Below are 20,683 nucleotides of genomic sequence, written 5' to 3' on the forward strand. Positions count from 1 at the left end.
CGGCCTGACACACCGGGGGCGCGTCGCCCGGCGGCCGGGCCCGGACTCGCGCTGTGAGTCCAGGACCGGCCGCCGTCGCCGGCCGTCAGAGCTGGGACAGCTCGTCCACCAGGTCGTCCAGGCCCAGGGAACCCTGCGAGAGGGCCGCCATGTGCCAGGCCTTCGCGTCGAAGGCGTCGCCGTGCCGCTTCTTCGCGTTCTCGCGGCCCAGCAGCCAGGCACGCTCGCCGAGCTTGTAGCCGATGGCCTGACCGGGGATGGTGAGGTAGCGGGTGAGCTCGCTCTCCACGAAGTCGGCCGGACGGCTGCTGTGCGCGCCGAAGAACTCCTGTGCCAGCTCAGGGGTCCACCGCTCGCCCGGGTGGAAGGGCGAGTCGGCCGGAATCTCCAGTTCCAGGTGCATGCCGATATCGACGATGACCCGGGCGGCACGCATCATCTGCGCGTCGAGGTAGCCGAGCCGCTGCTCGGCGTCGGTGAGGAAGCCCAACTCGTCCATCAGGCGCTCCGCGTACAGCGCCCAGCCCTCGCAGTTGGCGCTGACCCGGCCGACGGTGGCCTGGTAGCGGGAGAGGTCGTCGACGACGTACACCCACTGCGCGAGCTGGAGGTGATGCCCGGGGACGCCCTCGTGGTACCAGGTCGAGACGAGGTCGTAGACGGGGAAACGGGTCTGCCCCATCGTCGGCAGCCATGTACGTCCCGGCCGTGAGAAGTCCGCCGACGGCGAGGTGTAGTACGGGGCCGCCGCGCTGCCCGGCGGAGCGATGCGGGACTCCACCTTGCGTACCGGTTCGGCGAGTTCGAAGTGGGTGCCGTCCAGGGCCTCGATCGCCTCGTCCATCAGACCCTGGAGCCAGGCCTGGACCTCGTCGACACCCTCGATGTGCTTGCCGTGCTCGTCGAGGTGCGCGAGCGCCACCCACGGGGTCTCGGCGCCGGGCAGGATCTTCTCGGCCTCGGCCTTCATCTCGGCGAGCAGCCGGTGGTACTCGGCCCAGCCGTACGCGTACGCCTCGTCGAGGTCCAGATCCGTACCGTTGAAGTAGCGCGCCAGACGCGCGTACCGCTCGCGGCCCACCGTGTTGGGCGCGCCCTCGATCGTCGGCGCGTACACATCGCGCATCCAGTCCCGCAGGGCGACGAGGGCCTCGGTGGCGGCGCGGGCGGCCGCGTCCAGCTCCTCGCGCAGCGCGTCGGGGCCCGTCGACGCGAAGTCCTCGAACCAGCCGCGGCCCTGCCCGTCCGCGTCCGACCACTCGGTGAGCTGCCCGACGAAGGTCTCGGTCGGGCGCGGGCCCGCGTACAGCTTGCGCTCCAGGCCCTCGGCGAGGGACGCGCGGTACCCGTCCAGCGCGGCGGGCACCGCGCGCAGCCGCTCGGCGACCGCGGCCCAGTCCTCGTCCGTCTCGGTCGGCGTGAGCGTGAACACCTGGCGCACCGCATGCGCGGCCGTGTGCAGATTGCCGACCGACCGCAGCCCCTCGCCGGACTCGTGGACGGCGAGTTCCGCGGTGAGGCGCTCACGCAGCAGCCGGGCACAGCGGCGCTCGATGTCATGGTCCGCGCCGGGCTGCCGCTCCGCCTCGTCCAGCCGGGCGAGCGTCGTGCGCGCCAGCTCCGCGACGGTCTCCTGGCCGGCGGGCGAGGTGTCGGGGAGCCTGCTGTAACTCTCCTTCACACCGAGGTAGGTACCGAGGACCGGGTCGAGGGCGATGAGGTCGTCGACATAGGCGTCGGCGACCTCGCGGGGCAGCGGGCTTTTCGTCTCTGACATGCGGACATCCTCATACGGGGATGCGGTCGGCGTCAGCAGGATTCCGCTGAGGGCTTGGCCGCGGGCGGCTTGGCCGGGTGCACGTCCCGCTGAAGCTCCCGATGGGGGCCCCGTTGAGGTGGCAGCAACGGGCCGCAGTCCCACTGCTGGAAGATCAACCGCGTCTCGACCCGCGCCACTTCACGCTGCGAGGTGAACTCGTCGAGCACCAGTCGCTGCAGATCCGCCATGTCCGCGACCGCCACATGAACGAGGTAGTCGTCGGGCCCGGTGAGATGGAAGACGGTACGGGACTCCGGCAGCACCCTGATCCGCTCCACGAAGGGCCCCACCAACTCCCGCCGATGCGGCCTGACCTGCACGGACAGCAGTGCCTCCAGGCCTCGTCCCAGCTTCGCCGGGTCCAGCCGCAGCTGGTGGCCGAGAATCACTCCCGCCCGGCGCAGCCTCGTCACCCGGTCCAGGCAGGTCGAGGGCGCGACACCGACCTGCGCCGCGAGATCGCGGTACGTGGTCCGTGCGTCGTTCTGCAACAGCCGCAGCAGATGAAGATCCACCGGATCGAGTACGACGGAATCGGCCATGGCGCGAACGTAACACGGGATTCGGCGCTCCGACCCCGGCCGGTGTTCAGGCTTCCGGCCATGGATTCCGTTGTGTACGACACGTACGACGCCCACGAGGCTCAGGACGAACTGAACAGAACCGGCCAGGTCGCGCTCGCGCCCATGGCCCGGGCGCTCGCCACCGAGGCGGTGCACGCCGGGCGCGAGGATCTCGCCGGGCAGGGGCTGCACGCGGTGCCGATCGATCTGTCCACCACCTATCCCTCGTACGACAGCCGCGGTGAGGCCGCCCGGATCGACGCGTTCGCGGCCGACGGCGCCGAACCGGAGGGCCCGCCCGTCTACGGCCGTCTCGGCAACCCGACCGTCGCCCGCTTCGAGACCGCCCTCGCCCGCCTCGAAGGCACCGAGAGCGCGGTCGCGTTCGCGAGCGGCATGGCCGCGCTGAGCGCCGTACTGCTCGTACGGAACGCGATGGGTCTGCGCCATGTCGTCGCCGTTCGTCCCCTGTACGGCTGCAGCGACCATCTGCTCACCGCCGGGCTGCTGGGCTCCGAGGTGACCTGGGTCGACCCGGCGGGCATCGCGGACGCCCTGCGCCCCGACACGGGCCTGGTGATGGTGGAGTCCCCGGCCAATCCGACGCTCGCCGAACTCGACCTCCGGGCCGTCGCGCACGCCTGCGGCTCCGTTCCGCTCCTCGCCGACAACACTTTCGCGACACCCGTACTGCAACGCCCCGCCGAACAGGGTGCGCGCCTGGTCCTGCACAGCGCGACCAAGTACCTGGGCGGGCACGGCGATGTGATGGCCGGAGTGGTGGCCTGCGACGAGGAGTTCGCCCGGCGGCTGCGCCAAGTGCGGTTCGCGACGGGCGGTGTCCTGCATCCGCTGGCCGGCTATCTGCTGCTGCGCGGCCTGTCGACCTTGCCGATACGGGTCCGGGCCGCGTCCTCGAACGCCGCGGAACTGGCCGGCCGTCTCGCCGCCGATCCGCGTGTCGCCCGCGTCCACTATCCGCGCATCGGCGGCGCCATGATCGCCTTCGAGGTCCACGGCGACCCGCACGATGTCATCGCCGCGGTCCGCCTGATCACCCCCGCCGTGAGCCTCGGCAGCGTCGACACCCTCATCCAGCACCCGGCTTCCATCAGCCACCGCATCGTGCCCGCGGAGGACCGCCACGACGCGGGGGTCGGCGACCGGCTGCTCCGGCTGTCTGTGGGGCTGGAGGACGTGGAGGACCTTTGGGCCGACCTGGACGGGGCGTTGGGGATCGCGGGCTAGGGGAAGGGCGGGGCTCGACGGCGGTCGCGGGACAGCGGAAGGCCGGGCTCGGCGGCGGTCGAGGGGGCGGGTGGCCCCCGCCGCCCGGTCCCGCCCCCTCCCGAACTAGTCCCGCACCACCCGCTGCCCCTCGTCATACGGCAGCCGCGAAGCGACCGGAGCCGCGTCCAGGCGGGCGGTGATGACCAGGGTGCCCTCCTCGATCTGGTAGTCGAGGGGGAGGTCGAGGCCGCGCATGGCGGCGACCATGCCCGTGTTGGAGGCCTGCGTGACGGCGTACACGCTCTCGCAGCCGGCCTCGACGGCCATCGTCACGAGGCGGCCGAGCAGTTCGCTGCCGACGCCGCGCCGCTGCCAGTCGTCCTCGACGAGAAGCGCGATCTCCGTCTCGTCGCCGTCCCAGAGCAGGTGACCGAGCCCGACGATCCGTCCGGATGCCGTCTGCACGGCGAGAGTACGTCCGAAGCGGGGGCTGAGCAGGTGGTTGAGGTAGCGGTCCGCGTCGCCGACCGGGCCGTGGTAGCGCATGCTCAGCGTGCGGGACGAGCAGCGCTCGTGCATCGCCTTGGCGGCCTCGACGTCCGAGACGTCGGCGCGCCGCACCGTGATGGCGTTGCCCTGCGGCAGCGTCAAGATGTCCTGGCTGTGCGGGATCCGCGGACCGAGCCGCGTGTCCAGCTCCACCAGCGCCCGCGCCCGCGCGAACTCGGTCGGCGTGAACGGCAGATACGGCCGCTCCACCGTGATCACCCCACCCTCCGGGGCCCGCAGCCGCATCACCGTGTCCTCCAGCGCCCCCTCCACGGGAGCACCCTCCTGCGCCCGCCCGGAACCCGGGGACTTGGCGGGCAGTGAGCGGATGGTGCAGCGGCCGAGCAACTGCCGTAGCGCGAGCGGCAGTTCCGCGGCGTCCAGGGCCGTGCGGGTCGCCAGGCCCAGCACTCGGGTCGGCGCGTCCACCAGGTCGTGGGCGTCGGCCCGCTCGATCCAGGTCTCGGTGCCGCCCGCCTGTGCCACCGCGCGGGTGATCTGCGACGCCTCCAGTTCCGCGGGGGCGCGCAGCAGGAACTCGTCCACCGTGCCCTCGGCCAGCGGGTGTGTCTGCAGGCTCAGGATGTCGACCTGCCACTGAGCCAGCGCCGTGCACAGCGCGGCCAGCGAACCCGGCGTGTCCTTCACCGTTGTCCGCATCCGCCAGAGCACGGTCGCCCCGGCGACGGCCTCCGGTGTCGCGGCGGATTCCTCGGAGGGCCCGGCCCGTCGCCCGTCGGCGAGCGGCCGGGCGCCGGTATCGTCCGCCGGCGGTGCGTGACCGTGGCGGCGTGCCCACCATGTGTGGAATCCGGCCGTGGCGACCAGGATCATCGCCGAGATCACCAGGAGGGCGGGCCCGTCCGGCCCGTGCCCGATCAGGTTGGCCACGGCGTCCGCGACCGCGACGGCCGTGAACAGCGCGGCGAGTTCGACGACGTCCCGCCGCCAGTGGTGGACGGGGCGACCGTGCCTCGCACGCGTCACATCAGTCATGTCTGGAGTCATGCAGCCCACTGTGGCGGAAGGGTGTTGCGTGATCACGAACGGTTTGTGACTGATCGGTTAAGTGTCCTTCTGCCCCTTTTGTAGTTCTTTTTACGGGCCTTTTGCTTCGAACGGACGGGATGAGTCAAACCCCTGATCAGGCGGCCACCCCCTGGGTCAGCGCCGTCCGCAGCCGACGGGCCTGGGTCACCAACTTGGACGAGCCGCGCCGCTCGGCGGCTTGCGCGAGATGCGAGAGATCGCCCCGCGCCCCGGACCGTTCGGCGCAGTCGGCGGCGACCGCCAGCAGATCCCCCAGCCCGCGGGCGGGCGTACCGCTCGACGCGTCCGTCGCGAGATCGGCCAGCAGGATCGGCAGCGCGTCGCGGAGCACCGACCAGACGGTGGCGTACGCGCCCGTGGCCGCCGCCGTCCGTATCGCCTCGGCGAGCCGCAGTGGCTTCACGGCCCCCCGGCGCACCAACTGCCCGAGGTCGCCGCCGAGCCGCTCCGCGTCCAGCTGCCCGCGCGCGGCCAGGACCAGCAGCGCGTCCACGGCGGAGAGCCGGTCCTCCGTATGCCGTGCCCCGAGCCCGTACGCCACGCACAGGTGCACGGCCTCGCCCGCCTCACCGTCCGCTTCGGCGAGGAACGGCAGAATCGCGGCGCCTCTGCGGCTGTCGTCCACGGCGACCGAGGAGAGGTCGCCCAGCACCCGGGCCGCCACCAGCTCCCGCCGTCCGGGCACGACGGCCGACCAGTGCTGCCGGTCCGCCTCGTCCCAGTGCGGGCAGTACCAGCGGTCCTTGAAGACGGACAGCGGACGCCCCAGCCGACGGAACTCCGGCGGGAACTGCCCCTGTATCTCTTCGAGTTCGCCGAACTCCAGCAGGATACGGACGCCCGAGGTCCGCCGTCGGCTCGTGGGCAGGTCCTGCCCCTCGGCGGTGAGCCACTGGGCCAGCCGGTACCCCTCGGGAGAGCCGAGGGCGCGGGCCCGCCCCGCCGCTGCCGCCGCCGTCGCGCGGTCGTCGCGCCTGACCCGAAGCAGTGCCTGCGCGAAATCGGCCGTCCCCGGCCGGGCTTCGAGCCGTCGGTACGCGATGAGGCGGTCCACCAACTCCTCCGGCTCCAGCAGCCCCGTGTCCCAGGTGGGTGTGGCCAGCAGGAACGGCAGCGGCTCGGCCCGAACCCGGTAGGCCACCTCCCACAGGCGCGCGTCGAAGGCGCGCGCGAGGGCATCGTGCTGGCAGTTGCCTCTTGTCGTGCCCTGCTGGTCCGCCGAGTGAAGTGTCTCCATGGGCACATGCCCGAGCAGGGTCGCGAGGATGACCTCCACCCCGTACGGGGCCTCGCGGAAGTGCTCGGGCACGTGGGTGTATTCCGGATCGTCGTCGGCCCACCAGCGTCGGGCGACCACGGGCCGCAGGGCTTCCACCAGACCGTCGCGATCGCCGTACGCATGACGGACGAGACCGTCCAAGGTGCGCTCGAACGCGGTCACGTCGCCGCCGGACGCCAGCAGGGCGCCGACCTCCTCCGCCAGCTCGGCCGCCGAAACCGGCGCCGGTGCGAGCCGCGTCCGCTCCGGCACGGGCGGCAGCACCTCCTGGTGCACCGCCGGCGCGGAGTCCAGCGCCCCGGCGCCGAGCAGCCGCTCCGCGCGGATCCGCACTCCTGGGCTCAACTCGGCCACTGCCTCGACGAGTTGCTCATGGACACCGTCCGATCCGCTGAGCGCGGCGACATGCCGCTCCACGAGCTTCAGCGCACGCTCCTGCACCTCGGTGTCCTCGTGGCCGAAGGCCTGTGCCACGGCGGGCAGCAGCTCGGCCGCGGTGGACGGATCGCGTTTGAGTACCTTGCCCAACAGGATGAGCTGCGCGCGGACGAGCTTCTTCTCGGTGCGGAAGAGCACGCCGGACGACATCTCGGCGAGCCGGCGCGGCGTCAACTCGTCGTCCAGCGCGAGGGAGGCGAGCACGGACTGGGCGTGCCACGCCACCGTCGATGTCGCCTCGGAGGCGAGCGCCGTCCAGTCGGCCGAGCGCTCCCGCTGCTCGTCCCGTGTCAGATCGAGGCACGTCAGCAGCTTCAGGAAGACCCGCTGATCGGCCGGGACGCCGCCGCGCAGCAGCCGGGCCACGCAGGCGTCGACGATCTCCTTGCGGTCCAGGGTTCCTTCCCCGGTCAGCTGCGCGAGCGCGTGGTACCAACTGCCCGGCCCGTCGCCGAACAACCAGGCGACCCGGCCGGACACTTCCAGGGAGTCGAAGAGCGCGGCGATCATCCGGTCCAGGTGCGGATCCTGGCGAAGGCGCTCCACCACGGTGCCCCCGTGGTGCCACGTACTGCCGATGTGCTCGAACCAGCCCTCCACATAGGCGTCCGTGGTGGGCACCTCACAACCGGCCAGTCGCACGAGCCCGGACAACAGCAGATACGGGATCCGGGAGGTTGCCGGCCGCTCGGCGAGCCGGTGTGCCACATCGCCGAGCCAGTCCGGCTCCCGGTCGCCCAGCACATGGAGGAACACACCGGGGGAGGCCTGGGACCAGCGCAAGTCGGCTGCCGCGATCCAGTTCGCCGCCCCCGCGGCGCCCGTGTGACACGCGGCTCCTGCCGCGTGCAGCGCGGGACCGGCCATGCGGGACGACTCGCTCCACCGCGCGGCGCGCAACTCCTTGCGGAGCTCCTTCAGCCCGGGCAGACAGGCCCGGCGTTCGGCATCGGTCATCCCGTCCAGCAGGCCTGCGGCCTCGACCGTCTGCCCCGCCCGTACGGCCTTCAACAGCGCTTCACCGCTCATCACACATCGCCCCCGTCGACCAGAACCTCTTCGTGTGGTGTCCGCGTTCCCCGACGCACCATGCGCACCGCCAGCGCGTGCTTGCAGGGCCCGCGCCCTCCCCGGTACTTCGCCCACCACAGGCAGGAGCAGCTCAGCGTGCCCGCGTCGTCGCGGACCCGGTGCACATGCCCGTCATCGGCGGTCACCGTCCCCAGGGAGCCGTCCAGAGCGACCGCCCCCGCGGCGACCAGGACACGGGCCGAACGCAGCCGTGGATTGTGGCGCTCCACGCGCTCGGCGTCGTAGGGCAGTTCGCGGTGGAAGTAGGCCGCCTCCGCCGTGTCGTACCCCACGCGCCCCGACGTGCCCAGCCGGACCAGGGCGGCCCGTACCCGCTCGGCCGGCAGGCCGGAGGCGGCGGCCAGTTCGCCGACGTCGACGCGCGGCTCCCACGCCAGGAGCACGGCGATCAACTCCGCGTCCTCGGCGGCCTCGTCGGTGGCGAGGGCGTCCAGCACACCGCCCTCCCCGGAGAACCCGCGCGAGGCGTCCGGCGACAACGTGAGCGTCAGCCGCATGCCGGGCAGGACGGCCTCCCAGGCTCCGGCGGCGGTGGCATCACCGGTGACCGCGGGGCCGTACACCCGCAGGGCCGTCGCATGGCGCAGCACCCGCTGCAGGGCGATCAGCCGCTCCGGACCGGGCAGGCACACCGCCCCGGGCACCGGACGCGTCGTCGGCCGCAGGCCGCGCCCGGCGGGTATCACCCACTGCGCGCCGCGCGAGGCCCCCCGGGCGGTGCCGCGCGGAAGCGAGCGCAGGAACCGCACGGCCTCGGCCGCCGGCAACTCGGCCCGCAGGTCGAAGCCCGCCGCTGTCACCTGGGCCTCGGCGAAACCGCGCAGCCAGCGGTCGGGCAACGGCACCTTCTTCTCCACCACGGGGCCGTCGAGGGTGGTCACGGCCATCTCGTCGGGGCCGACCCGGAGGTGCAGCGGATCGTCCGTGCCGATCCGCGAAAGCGCCTCGCGCAGGGGGTTGTTGACGTCGACATTGGTCGTTCCGTGGCCCACCTCGCCGCCGTCGAGGCCCGCTGTCAGCACGTCCAGGCGCGCGTACACCCCGCCGCAGCCGGAGAACGACTCGAAGCGGAGCCGGTCGCCGTTGCCCGTGACCACCGGGTCCAGCGAGGCGCGCAGCTGCCGCTGGTAGTAGCGGGCCGCCGCGACGTCCGCGACCGCGAGCAGCCCGGCGGCCGCGATCTGAGGTGACGTCAAAAAGCCCGCGAAGAACCGAGGATGGTCCTCGAACCCCGTGGGAGTCGCACCCCGCGAGGTCTCAAGTCCCAGGCGCCGTCCGCCCGGCGCGGATTCCAGCACGGAGGGTCGGGTGTAGGCCACGGCCTGCAAAGATCGCGTCATGGAAAAACCGTAGAGGCGACCACTGACAATCGGCTCTGACCTGCGGGAACTTGCTCGCGAGCCGGTTTCGGCGGACGGCGGACGGAGCCGCGCACCGGGGGATGACTCCGGTGCGCGGCCCAGCGCTTCGAGGGTACGGGAGTCGGACGGACGATACGGCCGCCCACGCCCCGCACTACTGCCTCCACGCCCCTCGCTTCCGCCTCCCGGCCCCGCGCTGCCGCTTCCGCCCAGCGTTACTGCCCCACGCGCCCCGGCTGCAACACCTGCGTGAACAGCACGGTCCCGTCCTGCTCGCGCAGCCGCACCGTCAGCTCGCCGCTGTCGCCGTCGATGTCGACCTCGCCGAAGAACTGGTAGCCGCCGGCGGGGGAGACGTTCGCGGCGGTCGGCGCCTTCACGAACACCCGCTCCGGACCGAACGTGTTGTCCAGCGCGTTCGCCGGGAACGCGCCGGCGTTGAGCGGGCCCGAGACGAACTCCCAGAACGGCTCGAAGTCGGTGAAGGCGGCCCGCGACGGCTGGTAGTGCTGGGCCGAGGTGTGGTGCACATCGGCGGTCAGCCAGAGGGTGCCAGTGATCTTCCGGTGCTTGATGAACCGCAGCAGCTCGGCGATTTGTAGCTCCCGCCCGAGCGGCGCGCCAGGGTCGCCCTGCGCCACGGCCTCGATGTTCGGCTTCCCCTCGGTCGTGTCCGGCACCACCAGGCCGAGCGGCATGTCCGCGGCGATCACCTTCCACACGGCACGCGACCGCGACAGTTCCCGCTTGAGCCACTCCAGCTGCTCGGCGCCGAGGATGCCCTGCGGGTCGGTGGTCTGGTCGTCGGGTGAGTTGGCGTTGCGGTACGTGCGCATGTCGAGCACGAAGACGTCCAGGAGCGGGCCGTGACGCATGACCCGGTACACACGGCCGTCCTCGCCGCCCGGCCGCAGCGTCGAGAGGGGGAAGTACTCGCTGAACGCGCGACGGGCCCGGGAGGCCAGTACGTCGACGCTCTTCTCGGTGTACCGCGTGTCCGAAGACGCGATCACCTCGCCCGGGTACCAGTTGTTGCGCACCTCGTGGTCGTCCCACTGGATGATGGACGGCACCTGGGCGTTGAAGCGCTTCAGGTTCTCGTCCAGCAGGTTGTAGCGGAAGTTGCCGCGGAACTCGGCGAGCGACTCCGCGACCTTGGACTTCTCCTCGGTCGTGATGTTCCGCCAGGTGCTGCCGTCGGGGAGCGCGGCGGTCGCCGCGATCGGCCCGTCGGCGTAGATGTTGTCACCGCTGCACAGGAAGAAGTCCGGGTCGAGCCTGGCCATGGCGTCGTAGATCCGGTAGCCGCCGATGTCCGGGTTGATGCCCCAGCCCTGTCCCGCCAGGTCGCCCGACCACAGGAAGCGCACTCCGTCGCGCCGCCCGGCCGGCGTCGTACGGAAGGTGCCGGTCACCGGTTCGCCGGTGCGCCGGGAATCGTCGGGGTCGGCGAGCAGCACGCGGTAGTGGATCTGCTCGCCCGCGGGCAGTCCGCGCAGCCGTGTCGTCCCCGTGAAGTCCGTGTCCGCGCCGAGCAGCGGACCGTGCCATCTGCGGGGATTGCGGAACGACTCCGTCGCGGACGTCTCGACGATCATCCGGGCCGGGCTGTCGGACCGGACCCATACCAGGCCGGAGTCCGCGGTCACGTCTCCGGCTTGGACACCCCACCCCGCCTTCGGCCGCCCGGACAGGGCGAACGCCGGCGCCGCGCCGAGGGCGGTGGGAAGGGCCAGCGCCGCGGACGCGGCGAGCGAGCCGCGCAGAACGCTGCGGCGACCGGGGAAAGGGCTCTGCGGACGGTGTGACATGAATGCGCCTCCGGGGACGGATCCGGCCAGTGTGCAATGCCACAACTACTGGTGCGCCGCAGCGCACACGGAAACCACAAGTGAACAACTGACCCCAGAGACAAGGGAACCGGTGTGCGACTCGGGCCGGGCGGCACCGGAACGTGACGGGGGCGGCTCAGTCGCGGACGGCCGCCGCCATCAGCCGTACACCGTCGCGGATGCGCGCGGGCGACAGATGCGCGTACCCCAGTACCAGCCGTACGCCGTCCTCGACCGCCTCCCCGTAGTGCGCCAGCGGACGCACGGCCACCCCGGCCGCGGCGGTCCGTGCCAGGAAGTGGTCCAGCGGCCCGTACCGGTCGGGCAACGCGGCGATGACATGCAGACCCGCCGCGATTCCGGACACCTCCGTGCCCGGAAAGTGCTCCTCCAGCGCGGCCGCGAGGGCGTCGCGCCGTTCCCGGTAGGCGCGCTGGCAGCGGCGCAGCTGCCGGTCGTAGTCGCCTCGTTCCATGAAGCGGGCGAGGAGTGCCTGGTCGACGACCGGGTTCCCGAGATCCATGGTCCGCTTGCGCTCGACGACCTCCTCGGAGAGGGACGCGGGGACGAGCAGCCAGCCGAGCCGCAGTCCCGGTGCCAGGGACTTGCTGACCGACCCCGTGTAGGCGACGTGTTCGGGGTCGAGACCTTGCAGGGCGCCCACAGGGGCACGGTCGTAGCGGAAGTCCCCGTCGTAGTCGTCCTCGATCACCAGCCCGTCCACCGAGCGCGCCCAGTCGAGGAGTTCCGCGCGACGCCGCGCCGAGTACGCGATCCCGGACGGGAACTGGTGCGCGGGCGTCGTCACCACCGCGCGGACCCCCGACGCCTCCAGCGGACCGGTGGCCAGCCCTTCCGCGTCGAGGGGCAGCGGTACGGTGCCCACGCCGGCCGAGGCGTACAGGGCACCGTGCTCGGGGCTTCCCGGATCCTCGACCCCGACATCGCGCACCCCGCGCGCGTGGAGCACGAATCCGAGCAGCGCCATCGCCTGCGCGACTCCGGAGACCACGACGATCCGCTCCGGGTCCGCGACCACGCCCCGGCGTCGGGAGAGCAGCTCGGCGAGGGCGGTACGCAGCCGGGGCAGCCCCCGCGGATCCGGGTAGCCCAGTGCGTGGTGGGGGAGTTCGGCCAGTACCCCGCGCTGCGCGGCGGTCCACGTGGAGCGCGGGAACAGCGACAGGTCCGGCGTCCCGGGAACGAAGTCGGCCCGGGCGCCGGCGGGCCGTGGGGCGAGATCACGCGCGCGCGGGCGCGCCGCCCGGGCCGCGCCCCCGACCCAGGTCCCGGCACCTCGGCCACTGCGCAGATACCCCTCGGCCGTCAACTGCTCGTACGCCTCGGTGACCAGCCCCCGCGACACCCCGAGGTCCGCGGCGAGCTCACGGCTGGACGGCAGCCGGGTGCCCGGGGTGAGGCGCCCTGAGCGGACCGCCTCGCGCAGTCCCGCCTGAAGCGTGCGGCCACGCGCGCGTGCCGGGGCCGAGACGGCCGGCAGAAGCAGCTCCCAGGCGGCGGCCCACGGCGCGGCGCCGGACGGGGCGGTTCCCGGCGGCCGGTCGCGATTGGTCCCCGATGGCGTCATGGAAGTGGACCTTAATCCGGACCACGTCCCTTCATAGCGTCACCGTCATGAACGCCACCACCACCCGGGGCGCGCTGTTCGCCGCCCTCGCCTGCGTCCTCGTCGGAGGCTCCTTCACCGCCAACAGCCTGCTGGGCCACTACCCGTACGCGGGCGGCCAGTTCCTGCGCTACGGCCTCGCCTGCGTACTGCTCCTGCCGCTGGTCGGCCGGGGCGGCGCGGTCCCGCTGCGGCGGCTCCCGGTGCGTCAGTGGGGGCGCCTCGCGCTGCTCGCGGCCGTCGGCATGGTCGGGTTCAACCTCGTGGTGATCGCCGCCGAACGCACGGCGGAACCGGCCGTTCCGGGTGTCTTCGTGGGGTGCGCCCCGGTCGTCGTGGCCGTTGTCGTACCCCTTCAGGAGGGCCGTCGTCCGCAACGCCGTGTCCTGTACGGGGCGTCGCTCGTCGCACTGGGCGCGTTCACCGTCCAGGGGTGGGGCCGCACGGACGCGGCCGGGATCGGGTACTCCGTGTGCGCGCTGGCCGGAGAGGTCGGCTTCGCGGTCCTGGCCGTGCCCGTCCTGCGGCCCCTCGGACCACGGCTGCTGGCGGCCACCGTCTGCGGGATCGCCGCGGTCGAGTCGGCGGTGGCCGGCCTGCTCACCGGCGGCGCGGCGTGGCTGCGGATGCCGGACGCCACCGAGGCGACCGCGCTGCTGTGGCAGGCGGCGGTCGTCACGGTGGTCGGCTTCGTGTGCTGGTACATGGGCATGCAGCGCATCGGCGCGGAGCGCGCCACGCTCTTCTCCGGGCTCATCCCCGTCGCGGCCGCCTGCACCGCGCCGTTCGTCGGCACGGGCGCGTACGGTGTCGGGCAGGCCGTGGGGAGCGCCCTGGTCGGCGCGGGAGTCGCCCTCGGATCCGGTGCGTTGGGCCTGGTGACGCGCCGGTCAGCGGCTGCCGTCGAGGATGACGCGGGCGACGAGCGCCGGGTCGTCGTTCATCGGGACGTGCCCGCAGCCGGGCAGCCGCACCAGCCGCGCCCGGGGAATGATCTGCTTGGCGCGGATCCCCTGGCGGCGTACCAGCAGCCGGTCGCGGGTACCCCAGGCCACGGTGACGGGAAGCCCGGGGATGTCGTCCGTGAACTGGACGGAGGTGCCCGCCCGGAGGGTCTCGCTGAATCCCTCGGCGTGGGCCAGCGCAAGGGTCTCGGCGACGACGGCCTCGGGTGAACGGCGGCCGGGACGGGCGTAGATGGTGCTGGTCAGCACCGTCCGTCCGGCCGCCGTGCGGGAGAGCCGCTCGACCACGGGGAGCGGCAGCTGCCGCGCTGCCTGCCGCATGGCGATCAGCACCCCGAAGGCGTACCGCCGCTCGACCGGCGACCAGAAACCGGCGGGCGAGAGCGCGGTGACGGACCGTACGAGCTTCTCGCGGCCCAGCTCCAGGGCCAGCAGCCCGCCCAGCGAGTTGCCGGCCACATGCGGCCGTTCGATCTCCAGGGCCTCGCACAGCGCGCCGAGCGCGGGCACCACCGTCGACAGGTCGTGCGTCAGCCCCTCGGGCAGTGCCGGTGACTCGCCGAACCCTGGAAGGTCGACCGCGATGACCTCGCGCTCGGCCGCCAGGATGTGGATGACCGGGTCCCAGGCCTGCCGGTGGTGGCCGATGCCGTGCAGCAGGAGCAGCGGCTCACCGGTGCCCACGCGCGCGTAGGACATGGTCACGGTCCTCGGGCCGCGCGAAGAGGGGAGGCTGAAGGAGACCGTGGCGGACATGGGGCTGCTCCTCGTCTGGGACACGCTGACGGACAGTCTTGTAGACAGCTTGTCAGCAACTGCTACCGACGGGTAGCCCCTGGCCGCCACGAGCCAGGAGCCACGAGCCGCACGACGCGCGCACGCCCGGCGTGGTACGCCCGCGTGCCCGGCGTCGAACTCCACGCGCGCGTGCGTTCCTCAACGCGCCCTGCGGATCTCCACGTTGAACTCCGGGTGCCCGACGTTCTGCATCAGGGTCAGCCACAGCGGCAGATACATCTCCGTGGCACGCGCCGTCCGGATCCCGCCCAGGTCGAGCACGCGGTGCGGCGGCCAGCCGAACTCGCCGAGCAGCGCCGTCACCTGCTCCTTCGCGCTCTGGTCCTCCCCGGAGACGAAGATCTGGTGCTCGCCCGGCACCAGCGCGGGGTCGACCATCAGATAGCAGTTGACGGTGTTGAGGCTCTTCACCACGCGCGCGTGCGGGAAGGCGCGCTGGATCTGCTCGCCCACGCTGTCCGACTCGACGGGCGAAAGACGCACCTGACCGTCCTCGAACGCGATGGGGTTGGAGACGTCGAGGACGACCTTGCCGTCCAGATTCTCCGCGCCCGCCGTTTGCAGCACGGTGACAGCCACCCGCCCGCCCACCGCGTTCACGACCACCTCACCGAACGCCGCCGCCTCCGCGAACGTACCGTGGCCCGCCCCGGGCCCCGCGCTGTCGGCCCACTCCACAGCGGCCGGATTGTCCTTCGTGCGCGAACCCAACGACACCTCGTGACCCAGTTCGATCAGCTTGCCGCCGAGGGTGCGCCCCACTTCACCCGTGCCCAGAACCGCGTACCGCATCGTCGCTCCTCCCGTGGTGAGGCCGCCGGCCACCGACGGCCCGCGGGTCATTGTGCTCCGACGGGCGCCCCTTCCGCCTGGACACGACGAGACGCGTCGGGTGGGATGGAACGGTGGCAATCGACACCGCGACCGATGTCTTCGAAGAGCACCGTCCCGTCCTGATGGGCGTCGCCTACCGCATGCTCGGGCGGGTGGCCGACGCGGAGGACGTGGTCCAGGAAGCCTGGCTGCGCTGGTCCGCCGCCGACCGGGCCGACGTGCGCGAACCGCGCGGCTATCTGGTCCGCGTCACCACCCGCCTCGCCATCGACCGACTGCGCCAGGTGCAGTCGCGCAACGAGGCGTACGTAGGACCCTGGCTCCCCGAGCCGTACATCACCGACTTCGGGGACAGTGTCCCCGACACGGCGGAGCGCGCCGTGCTCGCCGACACCGTCTCGCTCGCCGTCCTCGTCGTCCTGGAATCCCTGTCACCCCTGGAGCGCGCGGTGTTCGTCCTCAGGGAGGCGTTCGGCTACCCGTACGCGGACATCGCCGCCGTCCTCGACCGGGGCGAGCCCGCGGTGCGCCAGCTCGCCGGGCGGGCGCGCAAGCATGTCGACGAACGGCGGCCGCGCTACGAGGTCGACCCGGCCCAACGCCGCGATCTGACCGAGCGGTTCCTCGCCGCCGCCGCCGAGGGCGACCTGGAGGGGCTCATGTCCCTGCTGGCGCCGGACGCACGGCTGGTCGGCGACAGCGGTGGCCTGTCCCAGGCGCCACTGCGGGTCCTCGATTCCGCCGACAAGGTCGGACGGTTCCTCATCGGCGCGGCCAAGAAGGGCGTCCCCGACATCTCGTTCCGCTTCCTGGAGATCAACGGAGGCTTCGCGGTGCTCGCCCTCTCCGCGGGCAAGCCGGACAGCGTCTTCCAGTTGGACGTCGTGGACGGCCGCATCCAATGCGTCTACATCCTGCGCAACCCCGAGAAGCTGATGTCCCTGTCCGCCGGATAGCCACTCCGGCCGGCCTCGGCTCCTCAGCCGTCCCTGCCGGCCGTCCCTGCCTGTACGACGCCGAAAGCCCCCGTCTTCTGGACGGGGGCTTTCGGCGTCGTGTCATGAACATCGCCCAGCACGAACGCCCTGTGAACGCTCTGCGGCAACACGCCTGTGCAATCCGTAAGGGATCGAGGATTGGTCTTGACCAAGGGTGGGGGCAGCCCTATGGTCGCAGGGATAGTGCAAGAACCTTTAATAAACAAGGGCGTTAAAACGCCGCCGGGCCACGGCGATTGCGGAGGACAGGGTGGGGACCACGCAGTTGGAATCGGTGCCGGAACCTAAGTACTGGCATCTCAAGACCGTGCTCAGTGAGGCACTGGACTCCGAGTTCTCCGTGGGCGAGATCCTGCCCAACGAACGTGACCTGGCGGCCCGGTTCGGCGTCGCCCGGGCCACGCTGCGCCAGGCTCTGGAGCAGCTTGAGCTGGAGGGACGCCTGCAGCGCCGCCGCGGAGTGGGCACCACCGTCGCCCCGCCGCGTATGGGCGTGGCCGTCGGATCCGAGCAGCACGTATGGCCGGGCGCGGCCGGCGACGCCTGGCACCCCGCGGACTGCACGGTGGCGGTCCCGCCCGCGTCGGTGGCCGACATCCTGGAGACCGTCCACGGCGAGCAGGTGCACACCGTGCGCCGCTCCCGCGTGACGCACGGCCAGCCGGTCGCCGCCGAGCTGCTCTACATCCCGGCGTCCTCGGTGCCCGACCTGTCCGCGATCGACGCGCCCTCGGGTGCGGCACGCGCGCGTGCGGTGCTGCGAGAGCTGCAGCGCCTGGAACTGGAGGGACAGGACCGCGCCGTGGAGCTCGGCTCGGCCCGCGCGGACGACGCCAAGGAACTCGACCGGCTTCCCGGAGCGCCCGTCCTCGTCGTCACGACCCGCTTCTTCGCGGCGGGGCGCACCGCGGCGGTCTCCGTGGCCACGTACCGCGCCGACACCTGCCGGCTGACCTTCGGCGACTCCGGCGGTGTGGAGATCCATCACGACCCGGAGCGCCGCGCTTCCTGAGCCACGCGCCAGGCAGTCCGCCGAACCGCACCCGTCGCGCCCCGGAGACCTCCGGGGCGCGACGTCGTCTCACGATGCGCTCGCTCAGCGCCGCGCCGTCACGGTCCCCTCCACCGCGAACAGCTGCTCCTCGACATGGTCGAGAGCCAGCCGCAGCGCCCCCGTCGCCACCGCCGCCTCGCCCAGGAGCGAGAGCGTCACCTTGGGCGGGCGCAGACAGTAGCGCGCCAACTCGCGCCGCAGCGGCTCCAGTACGCCGTCCAGGCCGGCCGCCCAGCCGCCGATGACGACCAGTTCGGGGTCAAGGGCGAGGACGAGCGCCGCGACGTCGTGCACAAGACGCTGGATGAAGCGGTCGACCGCCGCCCGGGCGCGCAGGTCGCCGCCCTTGGCGAACGCGAAGACCTCGGCGACGGCCTGCTCGTCGAGCGGGTGCAGCGGCTCGTCGGTGGTGGAGAGCAGCGTCTCGGGAGTGACCTCGCGGCCCAGCAGATGCAGTGCGCCGATCTCGCCGGCCGCGCCCCCATAGCCACGGTGCAGCCGCCCGCCGATCAGGGAACCGGCGCCCGGGCTCAACCCCGCCAGCACGAACACGACGTCGTCGGACTCGGTGGCCGCGCCCTTCCAGTGCTCGGCGACCGCCGCCGCGTTGGCGTCGTTCTCGACCAGCACCGGGCACTTGAAGGAACGACTGAGCCGTTCGCCGAGCCGCAGGCCCGTCCACTCGGGCAGCGCCGTGCCCAGGCGTACGGTGCCGTCGGCCTCCACGATGCCGGGGCTGCCCACGCCGACCGCGCGCAGGGAGCTGCGGGCGACACCCGCCCTGCGCAGCAGCTCGGCGACCGCCATACGCAGCCGTTCCAGCCGCTCGTCCGCCGACGCCGTCTCGTCCACGTCCTTGGCCATGGCACCCATCACGCGGCCGTCCAGATCGGCCAGCAGCGCGGCGACGCGGTGCGGGCCGATCTCCAGGCCCAGCAGATGCCCCGCCTCGGCCCGGAACCGGAACCTGCGCGCCGGACGCCCCTGGCGCCGGGCAGCGCCCTCCTCGGCCGCCTTCTCGACGACGAGCCCGTTCTCGATCAGCCCTTCGACGACGCCCTCGACCGTGGGCCGGGACAACCCCGTCACCCGGGTGATCTCGGTGAGCGTCGCGCAGTCCGTGGCACGCAACGCGTGCAGCACCACCGCGGAATTGATCCTTCGCAGCAGAGAGGGGTCCCCGCCGGTCAACTGCCCCAACGTCCGTCCTCCCAGCTCGTGCGCGTGTTGGCCGGATCGTACTCGGCGTCGCGTACCCCGGCGAGTGCCGGGGACCCCCAACCCACCGACGGGTCGGAATCGTCACCTGCCGACGGGCCCGCTCAGCCGGGCGCCACGAACCCCGACTCGTACGCCGCGATGACCGCCTGCGTACGATCCCGCGCACCCAGCTTCGCCAGTACGGCGCTGACGTGGGACTTCACCGTCTCGGTCCCGACGATCAGCCGCGCGGCGATCTCCGCGTTCGACAGCCCCCGGGCCATCAGCCGCAGCACCTCCGCCTCCCGCTCGGTCAGCGCGGCCCGCTCCATGGCCGCCCGCGCCACCGGATTCCCGGTGCCGTCCCCGTCCCCGTACTCGGCGGCCAACTGCCGTACGGAGGCGGGAAACAACAGCGACTCGCCCTCGGCGACCAGCCGCACCGCGTGCACGATCTCGGCGGGCCGCGCCCGCTTCAGCAGAAACCCGTCGGCACCCGCCCGCAGCGCCTCGTAGACGTACTCGTCGTTCTCGAACGTCGTCACCACGAGGATCTTCGGCGGATCGCTCACGGTGCGCAGCACCGCGCGCGTGGCCTCGATGCCGTCCAGGAGGGGCATGCGTACGTCCATGGCGACCACGTCGGGCCGCAGCTGCCGCACCAGGGGGATCACCGCCGCACCGTCGGCCGCCTCCCCGACGACCGTGATGTCGGGCTGCGCCTCCAGGACGGCGCGCAGACCCGCGCGTACGAGGGGTTCGTCGTCGACGAGGAGAACGGTGACCGGCATCCGGCCAGCGTAGATCAGCGCAACGGCAGCTCTACATGCACCTGCCAGTCACCTTGGTCGGGGCCCGTCCGCGCGCGACCGCCGAGCAGCGCCGCACGCTCCCGGATGCCGCGCAGACCACTGCCCCGGCCGGGCCCGGGTATGTCGGCCGTCAGCGGATTGCGGACCTCCAGACCGAGCGCGCCGTCCGCGACCTCGATACGGACCCGGACCGGGACGCTCCCCGCATGCCGCAGCACATTGGTGAGGGACTCCTGGAGGATGCGGTAGCCCTCCCGGGACACCGGTCCCGGAACGGTTTCCACCGGACCCGTCACCTCCGCGTCCACCTTGGCGCCGGAGCTCCGCGCCGACTCCAGAAGCCGGTCGGCCTCGCTCAATGTGGGGCGACTGCTCACGGGGCGTTCCGCCTCGCGCAGGATGCCCAGCACCCGGTCCAGGTCTTCCAGGGCGGCCCGGCCGGTGTCCTCGATGGCGCCCAGGGCCCGGTCGGTGAACGCGGGGTCGCCGGCCGCCCGTGCCGCACCCGCCTGGACCACCGCGACCGTCAGCGCGTGACCGATCGTGTCGTGCAGCTCACGGGCGATGCGACTGCGCTCCAGGAGTTGCTCGGTGCGCTCCTCCAGGGCGGCGAGCCGTTCGGTGGGGGAGGGGCCCAGGAGACGGCGCGCGATCGCCGTGATCAGCTCGCCCAGGCCGACCACCGCGCCGTAGAGGGCGAGCACCGGCAGCGGGACGAGTAGTGCGTAGGCCCAGTGCGGGTCCGAAACCGGCACGAAGGGGTTGTCGGTGATGGTATGGCCGGTCGCCGCGTTGACCAGATCAACGGCAATCACCGGCAGCCAGACGGTGAGCCCACAGGCCGCCCAGCCACAAGCCATCCGTACTTCCAGCCAGAGCACGGTCCGCCACCGGTCCCGCCAGGTGAGCGAAGGAGTGACCGAGAACGCCGCGTCCCCGCCGCCCCGCTCGCCCGGCGCCAGCATGAACTGCGCCTGTACACCCTCGCCCCGCCGCACGGCCGGAATCAGCCCCAGCGGAATCAGCAGCACCGCGGGCACCCACGGCTTCGACATGTCGATGAACAGCCACACGCTTTCGAACAGCATCGGCACCCACAGGTGCAACCAGCGTGTGTACGTCGTCCCCCGGAGCAACGGGCGCAGAAAGCGGGCCATTGCGTCATCGTGACAGGCGGCACTG

General features: G+C 72.4%; 15 protein-coding genes and 1 pseudogene. 4 read left to right on the plus strand and 12 right to left on the minus strand.

Annotated elements, in window-relative coordinates; translation table 11 throughout:
• Positions 1 to 85: 85 nt before the first annotated feature.
• Together OIC96_RS40920 and OIC96_RS40925 are read right to left on the minus strand one after the other, a co-directional pair.
• The gene (locus OIC96_RS40920; RefSeq protein ID WP_330302992.1) at positions 86 to 1,777 is read right to left on the minus strand and encodes a DUF885 domain-containing protein; all 1,692 of its coding nucleotides are present in this window, start codon (positions 1,775 to 1,777) and stop codon (positions 86 to 88) included.
• A gap of 32 nt (positions 1,778 to 1,809) precedes the next feature.
• Positions 1,810 to 2,361 (minus strand): Lrp/AsnC family transcriptional regulator, encoded by a 552-nt coding sequence (locus tag OIC96_RS40925; protein ID WP_330302991.1) that lies wholly within the window; start codon positions 2,359 to 2,361, stop codon positions 1,810 to 1,812.
• A 60-nt stretch (positions 2,362 to 2,421) separates the two neighbouring features.
• Between OIC96_RS40925 and OIC96_RS40930 the strand changes: the two genes are divergently transcribed.
• Positions 2,422 to 3,630 carry a trans-sulfuration enzyme family protein gene (locus OIC96_RS40930; protein ID WP_406501370.1) on the plus strand — a complete coding sequence of 403 codons (1,209 nt, stop codon included), beginning with the start codon at positions 2,422 to 2,424 and terminating at the stop codon, positions 3,628 to 3,630.
• Positions 3,631 to 3,735: 105 nt separating this feature from the next.
• Here the strand turns inward: OIC96_RS40930 and OIC96_RS40935 are convergent, their stop codons facing one another.
• The 5 genes from OIC96_RS40935 to pdxR form a co-directional block, all read right to left on the minus strand.
• The gene (locus OIC96_RS40935) at positions 3,736 to 5,157 is read right to left on the minus strand and encodes a GNAT family N-acetyltransferase (protein WP_330302990.1); all 1,422 of its coding nucleotides are present in this window, start codon (positions 5,155 to 5,157) and stop codon (positions 3,736 to 3,738) included.
• A 148-nt stretch (positions 5,158 to 5,305) separates the two neighbouring features.
• The gene (locus tag OIC96_RS40940) at positions 5,306 to 7,957 is read right to left on the minus strand and encodes a DUF7824 domain-containing protein (RefSeq protein WP_330302989.1); all 2,652 of its coding nucleotides are present in this window, start codon (positions 7,955 to 7,957) and stop codon (positions 5,306 to 5,308) included.
• Complete coding sequence (locus tag OIC96_RS40945) at positions 7,957 to 9,360, minus strand: SWIM zinc finger family protein (RefSeq protein ID WP_330302988.1); 1,404 nt, start codon at positions 9,358 to 9,360, stop codon at positions 7,957 to 7,959. Before OIC96_RS40945 ends, OIC96_RS40940 begins: the two co-directional genes overlap by 1 nt.
• A 236-nt stretch (positions 9,361 to 9,596) precedes the next feature.
• Positions 9,597 to 11,192, minus strand: coding sequence for an alkaline phosphatase D family protein (locus OIC96_RS40950; protein WP_330302987.1), 1,596 nt, complete (start codon positions 11,190 to 11,192; stop codon positions 9,597 to 9,599).
• A gap of 157 nt (positions 11,193 to 11,349) precedes the next feature.
• The gene (pdxR, locus tag OIC96_RS40955; protein ID WP_330302986.1) at positions 11,350 to 12,801 is read right to left on the minus strand and encodes a MocR-like pyridoxine biosynthesis transcription factor PdxR; all 1,452 of its coding nucleotides are present in this window, start codon (positions 12,799 to 12,801) and stop codon (positions 11,350 to 11,352) included.
• A gap of 47 nt (positions 12,802 to 12,848) precedes the next feature.
• On the opposite strand from pdxR, the pseudogene OIC96_RS40960 reads away from it, so the two are divergent.
• A pseudogene (locus OIC96_RS40960) lies at positions 12,849 to 13,637 on the plus strand (DMT family transporter); the annotation flags it as partial.
• A gap of 93 nt (positions 13,638 to 13,730) precedes the next feature.
• Here OIC96_RS40960 and OIC96_RS40965 read toward each other — a convergent pair.
• Complete coding sequence (locus OIC96_RS40965) at positions 13,731 to 14,561, minus strand: alpha/beta fold hydrolase (protein WP_330302985.1); 831 nt, start codon at positions 14,559 to 14,561, stop codon at positions 13,731 to 13,733.
• 180 nt (positions 14,562 to 14,741) lie between these two features.
• Positions 14,742 to 15,395, minus strand: coding sequence for an NADPH-dependent F420 reductase (locus OIC96_RS40970; protein WP_330302984.1), 654 nt, complete (start codon positions 15,393 to 15,395; stop codon positions 14,742 to 14,744).
• A gap of 113 nt (positions 15,396 to 15,508) precedes the next feature.
• Between OIC96_RS40970 and OIC96_RS40975 the strand changes: the two genes are divergently transcribed.
• Entirely contained in the window at positions 15,509 to 16,393 is an 885-nt protein-coding gene (locus OIC96_RS40975; protein ID WP_330302983.1) for an RNA polymerase sigma-70 factor, read from the plus strand.
• 292 nt (positions 16,394 to 16,685) lie between these two features.
• Complete coding sequence (locus OIC96_RS40980) at positions 16,686 to 17,447, plus strand: GntR family transcriptional regulator (protein WP_330302982.1); 762 nt, start codon at positions 16,686 to 16,688, stop codon at positions 17,445 to 17,447.
• A gap of 84 nt (positions 17,448 to 17,531) precedes the next feature.
• Here the strand turns inward: OIC96_RS40980 and OIC96_RS40985 are convergent, their stop codons facing one another.
• The 3 genes from OIC96_RS40985 to OIC96_RS40995 form a co-directional block, all read right to left on the minus strand.
• Entirely contained in the window at positions 17,532 to 18,689 is a 1,158-nt protein-coding gene (locus tag OIC96_RS40985) for an ROK family transcriptional regulator (RefSeq protein WP_330302981.1), read from the minus strand.
• A gap of 122 nt (positions 18,690 to 18,811) precedes the next feature.
• Positions 18,812 to 19,480 carry a response regulator transcription factor gene (locus OIC96_RS40990; RefSeq protein ID WP_330302980.1) on the minus strand — a complete coding sequence of 223 codons (669 nt, stop codon included), beginning with the start codon at positions 19,478 to 19,480 and terminating at the stop codon, positions 18,812 to 18,814.
• Positions 19,481 to 19,494: 14 nt separating this feature from the next.
• Complete coding sequence (locus OIC96_RS40995; RefSeq protein WP_330302979.1) at positions 19,495 to 20,658, minus strand: sensor histidine kinase; 1,164 nt, start codon at positions 20,656 to 20,658, stop codon at positions 19,495 to 19,497.
• Positions 20,659 to 20,683 lie beyond the last annotated feature (25 nt).

The sequence above is a fragment of the Streptomyces sp. NBC_00775 genome (assembly GCF_036347135.1).
Classification (GTDB): Bacteria; Actinomycetota; Actinomycetes; order Streptomycetales; family Streptomycetaceae; genus Streptomyces; species Streptomyces lutosisoli.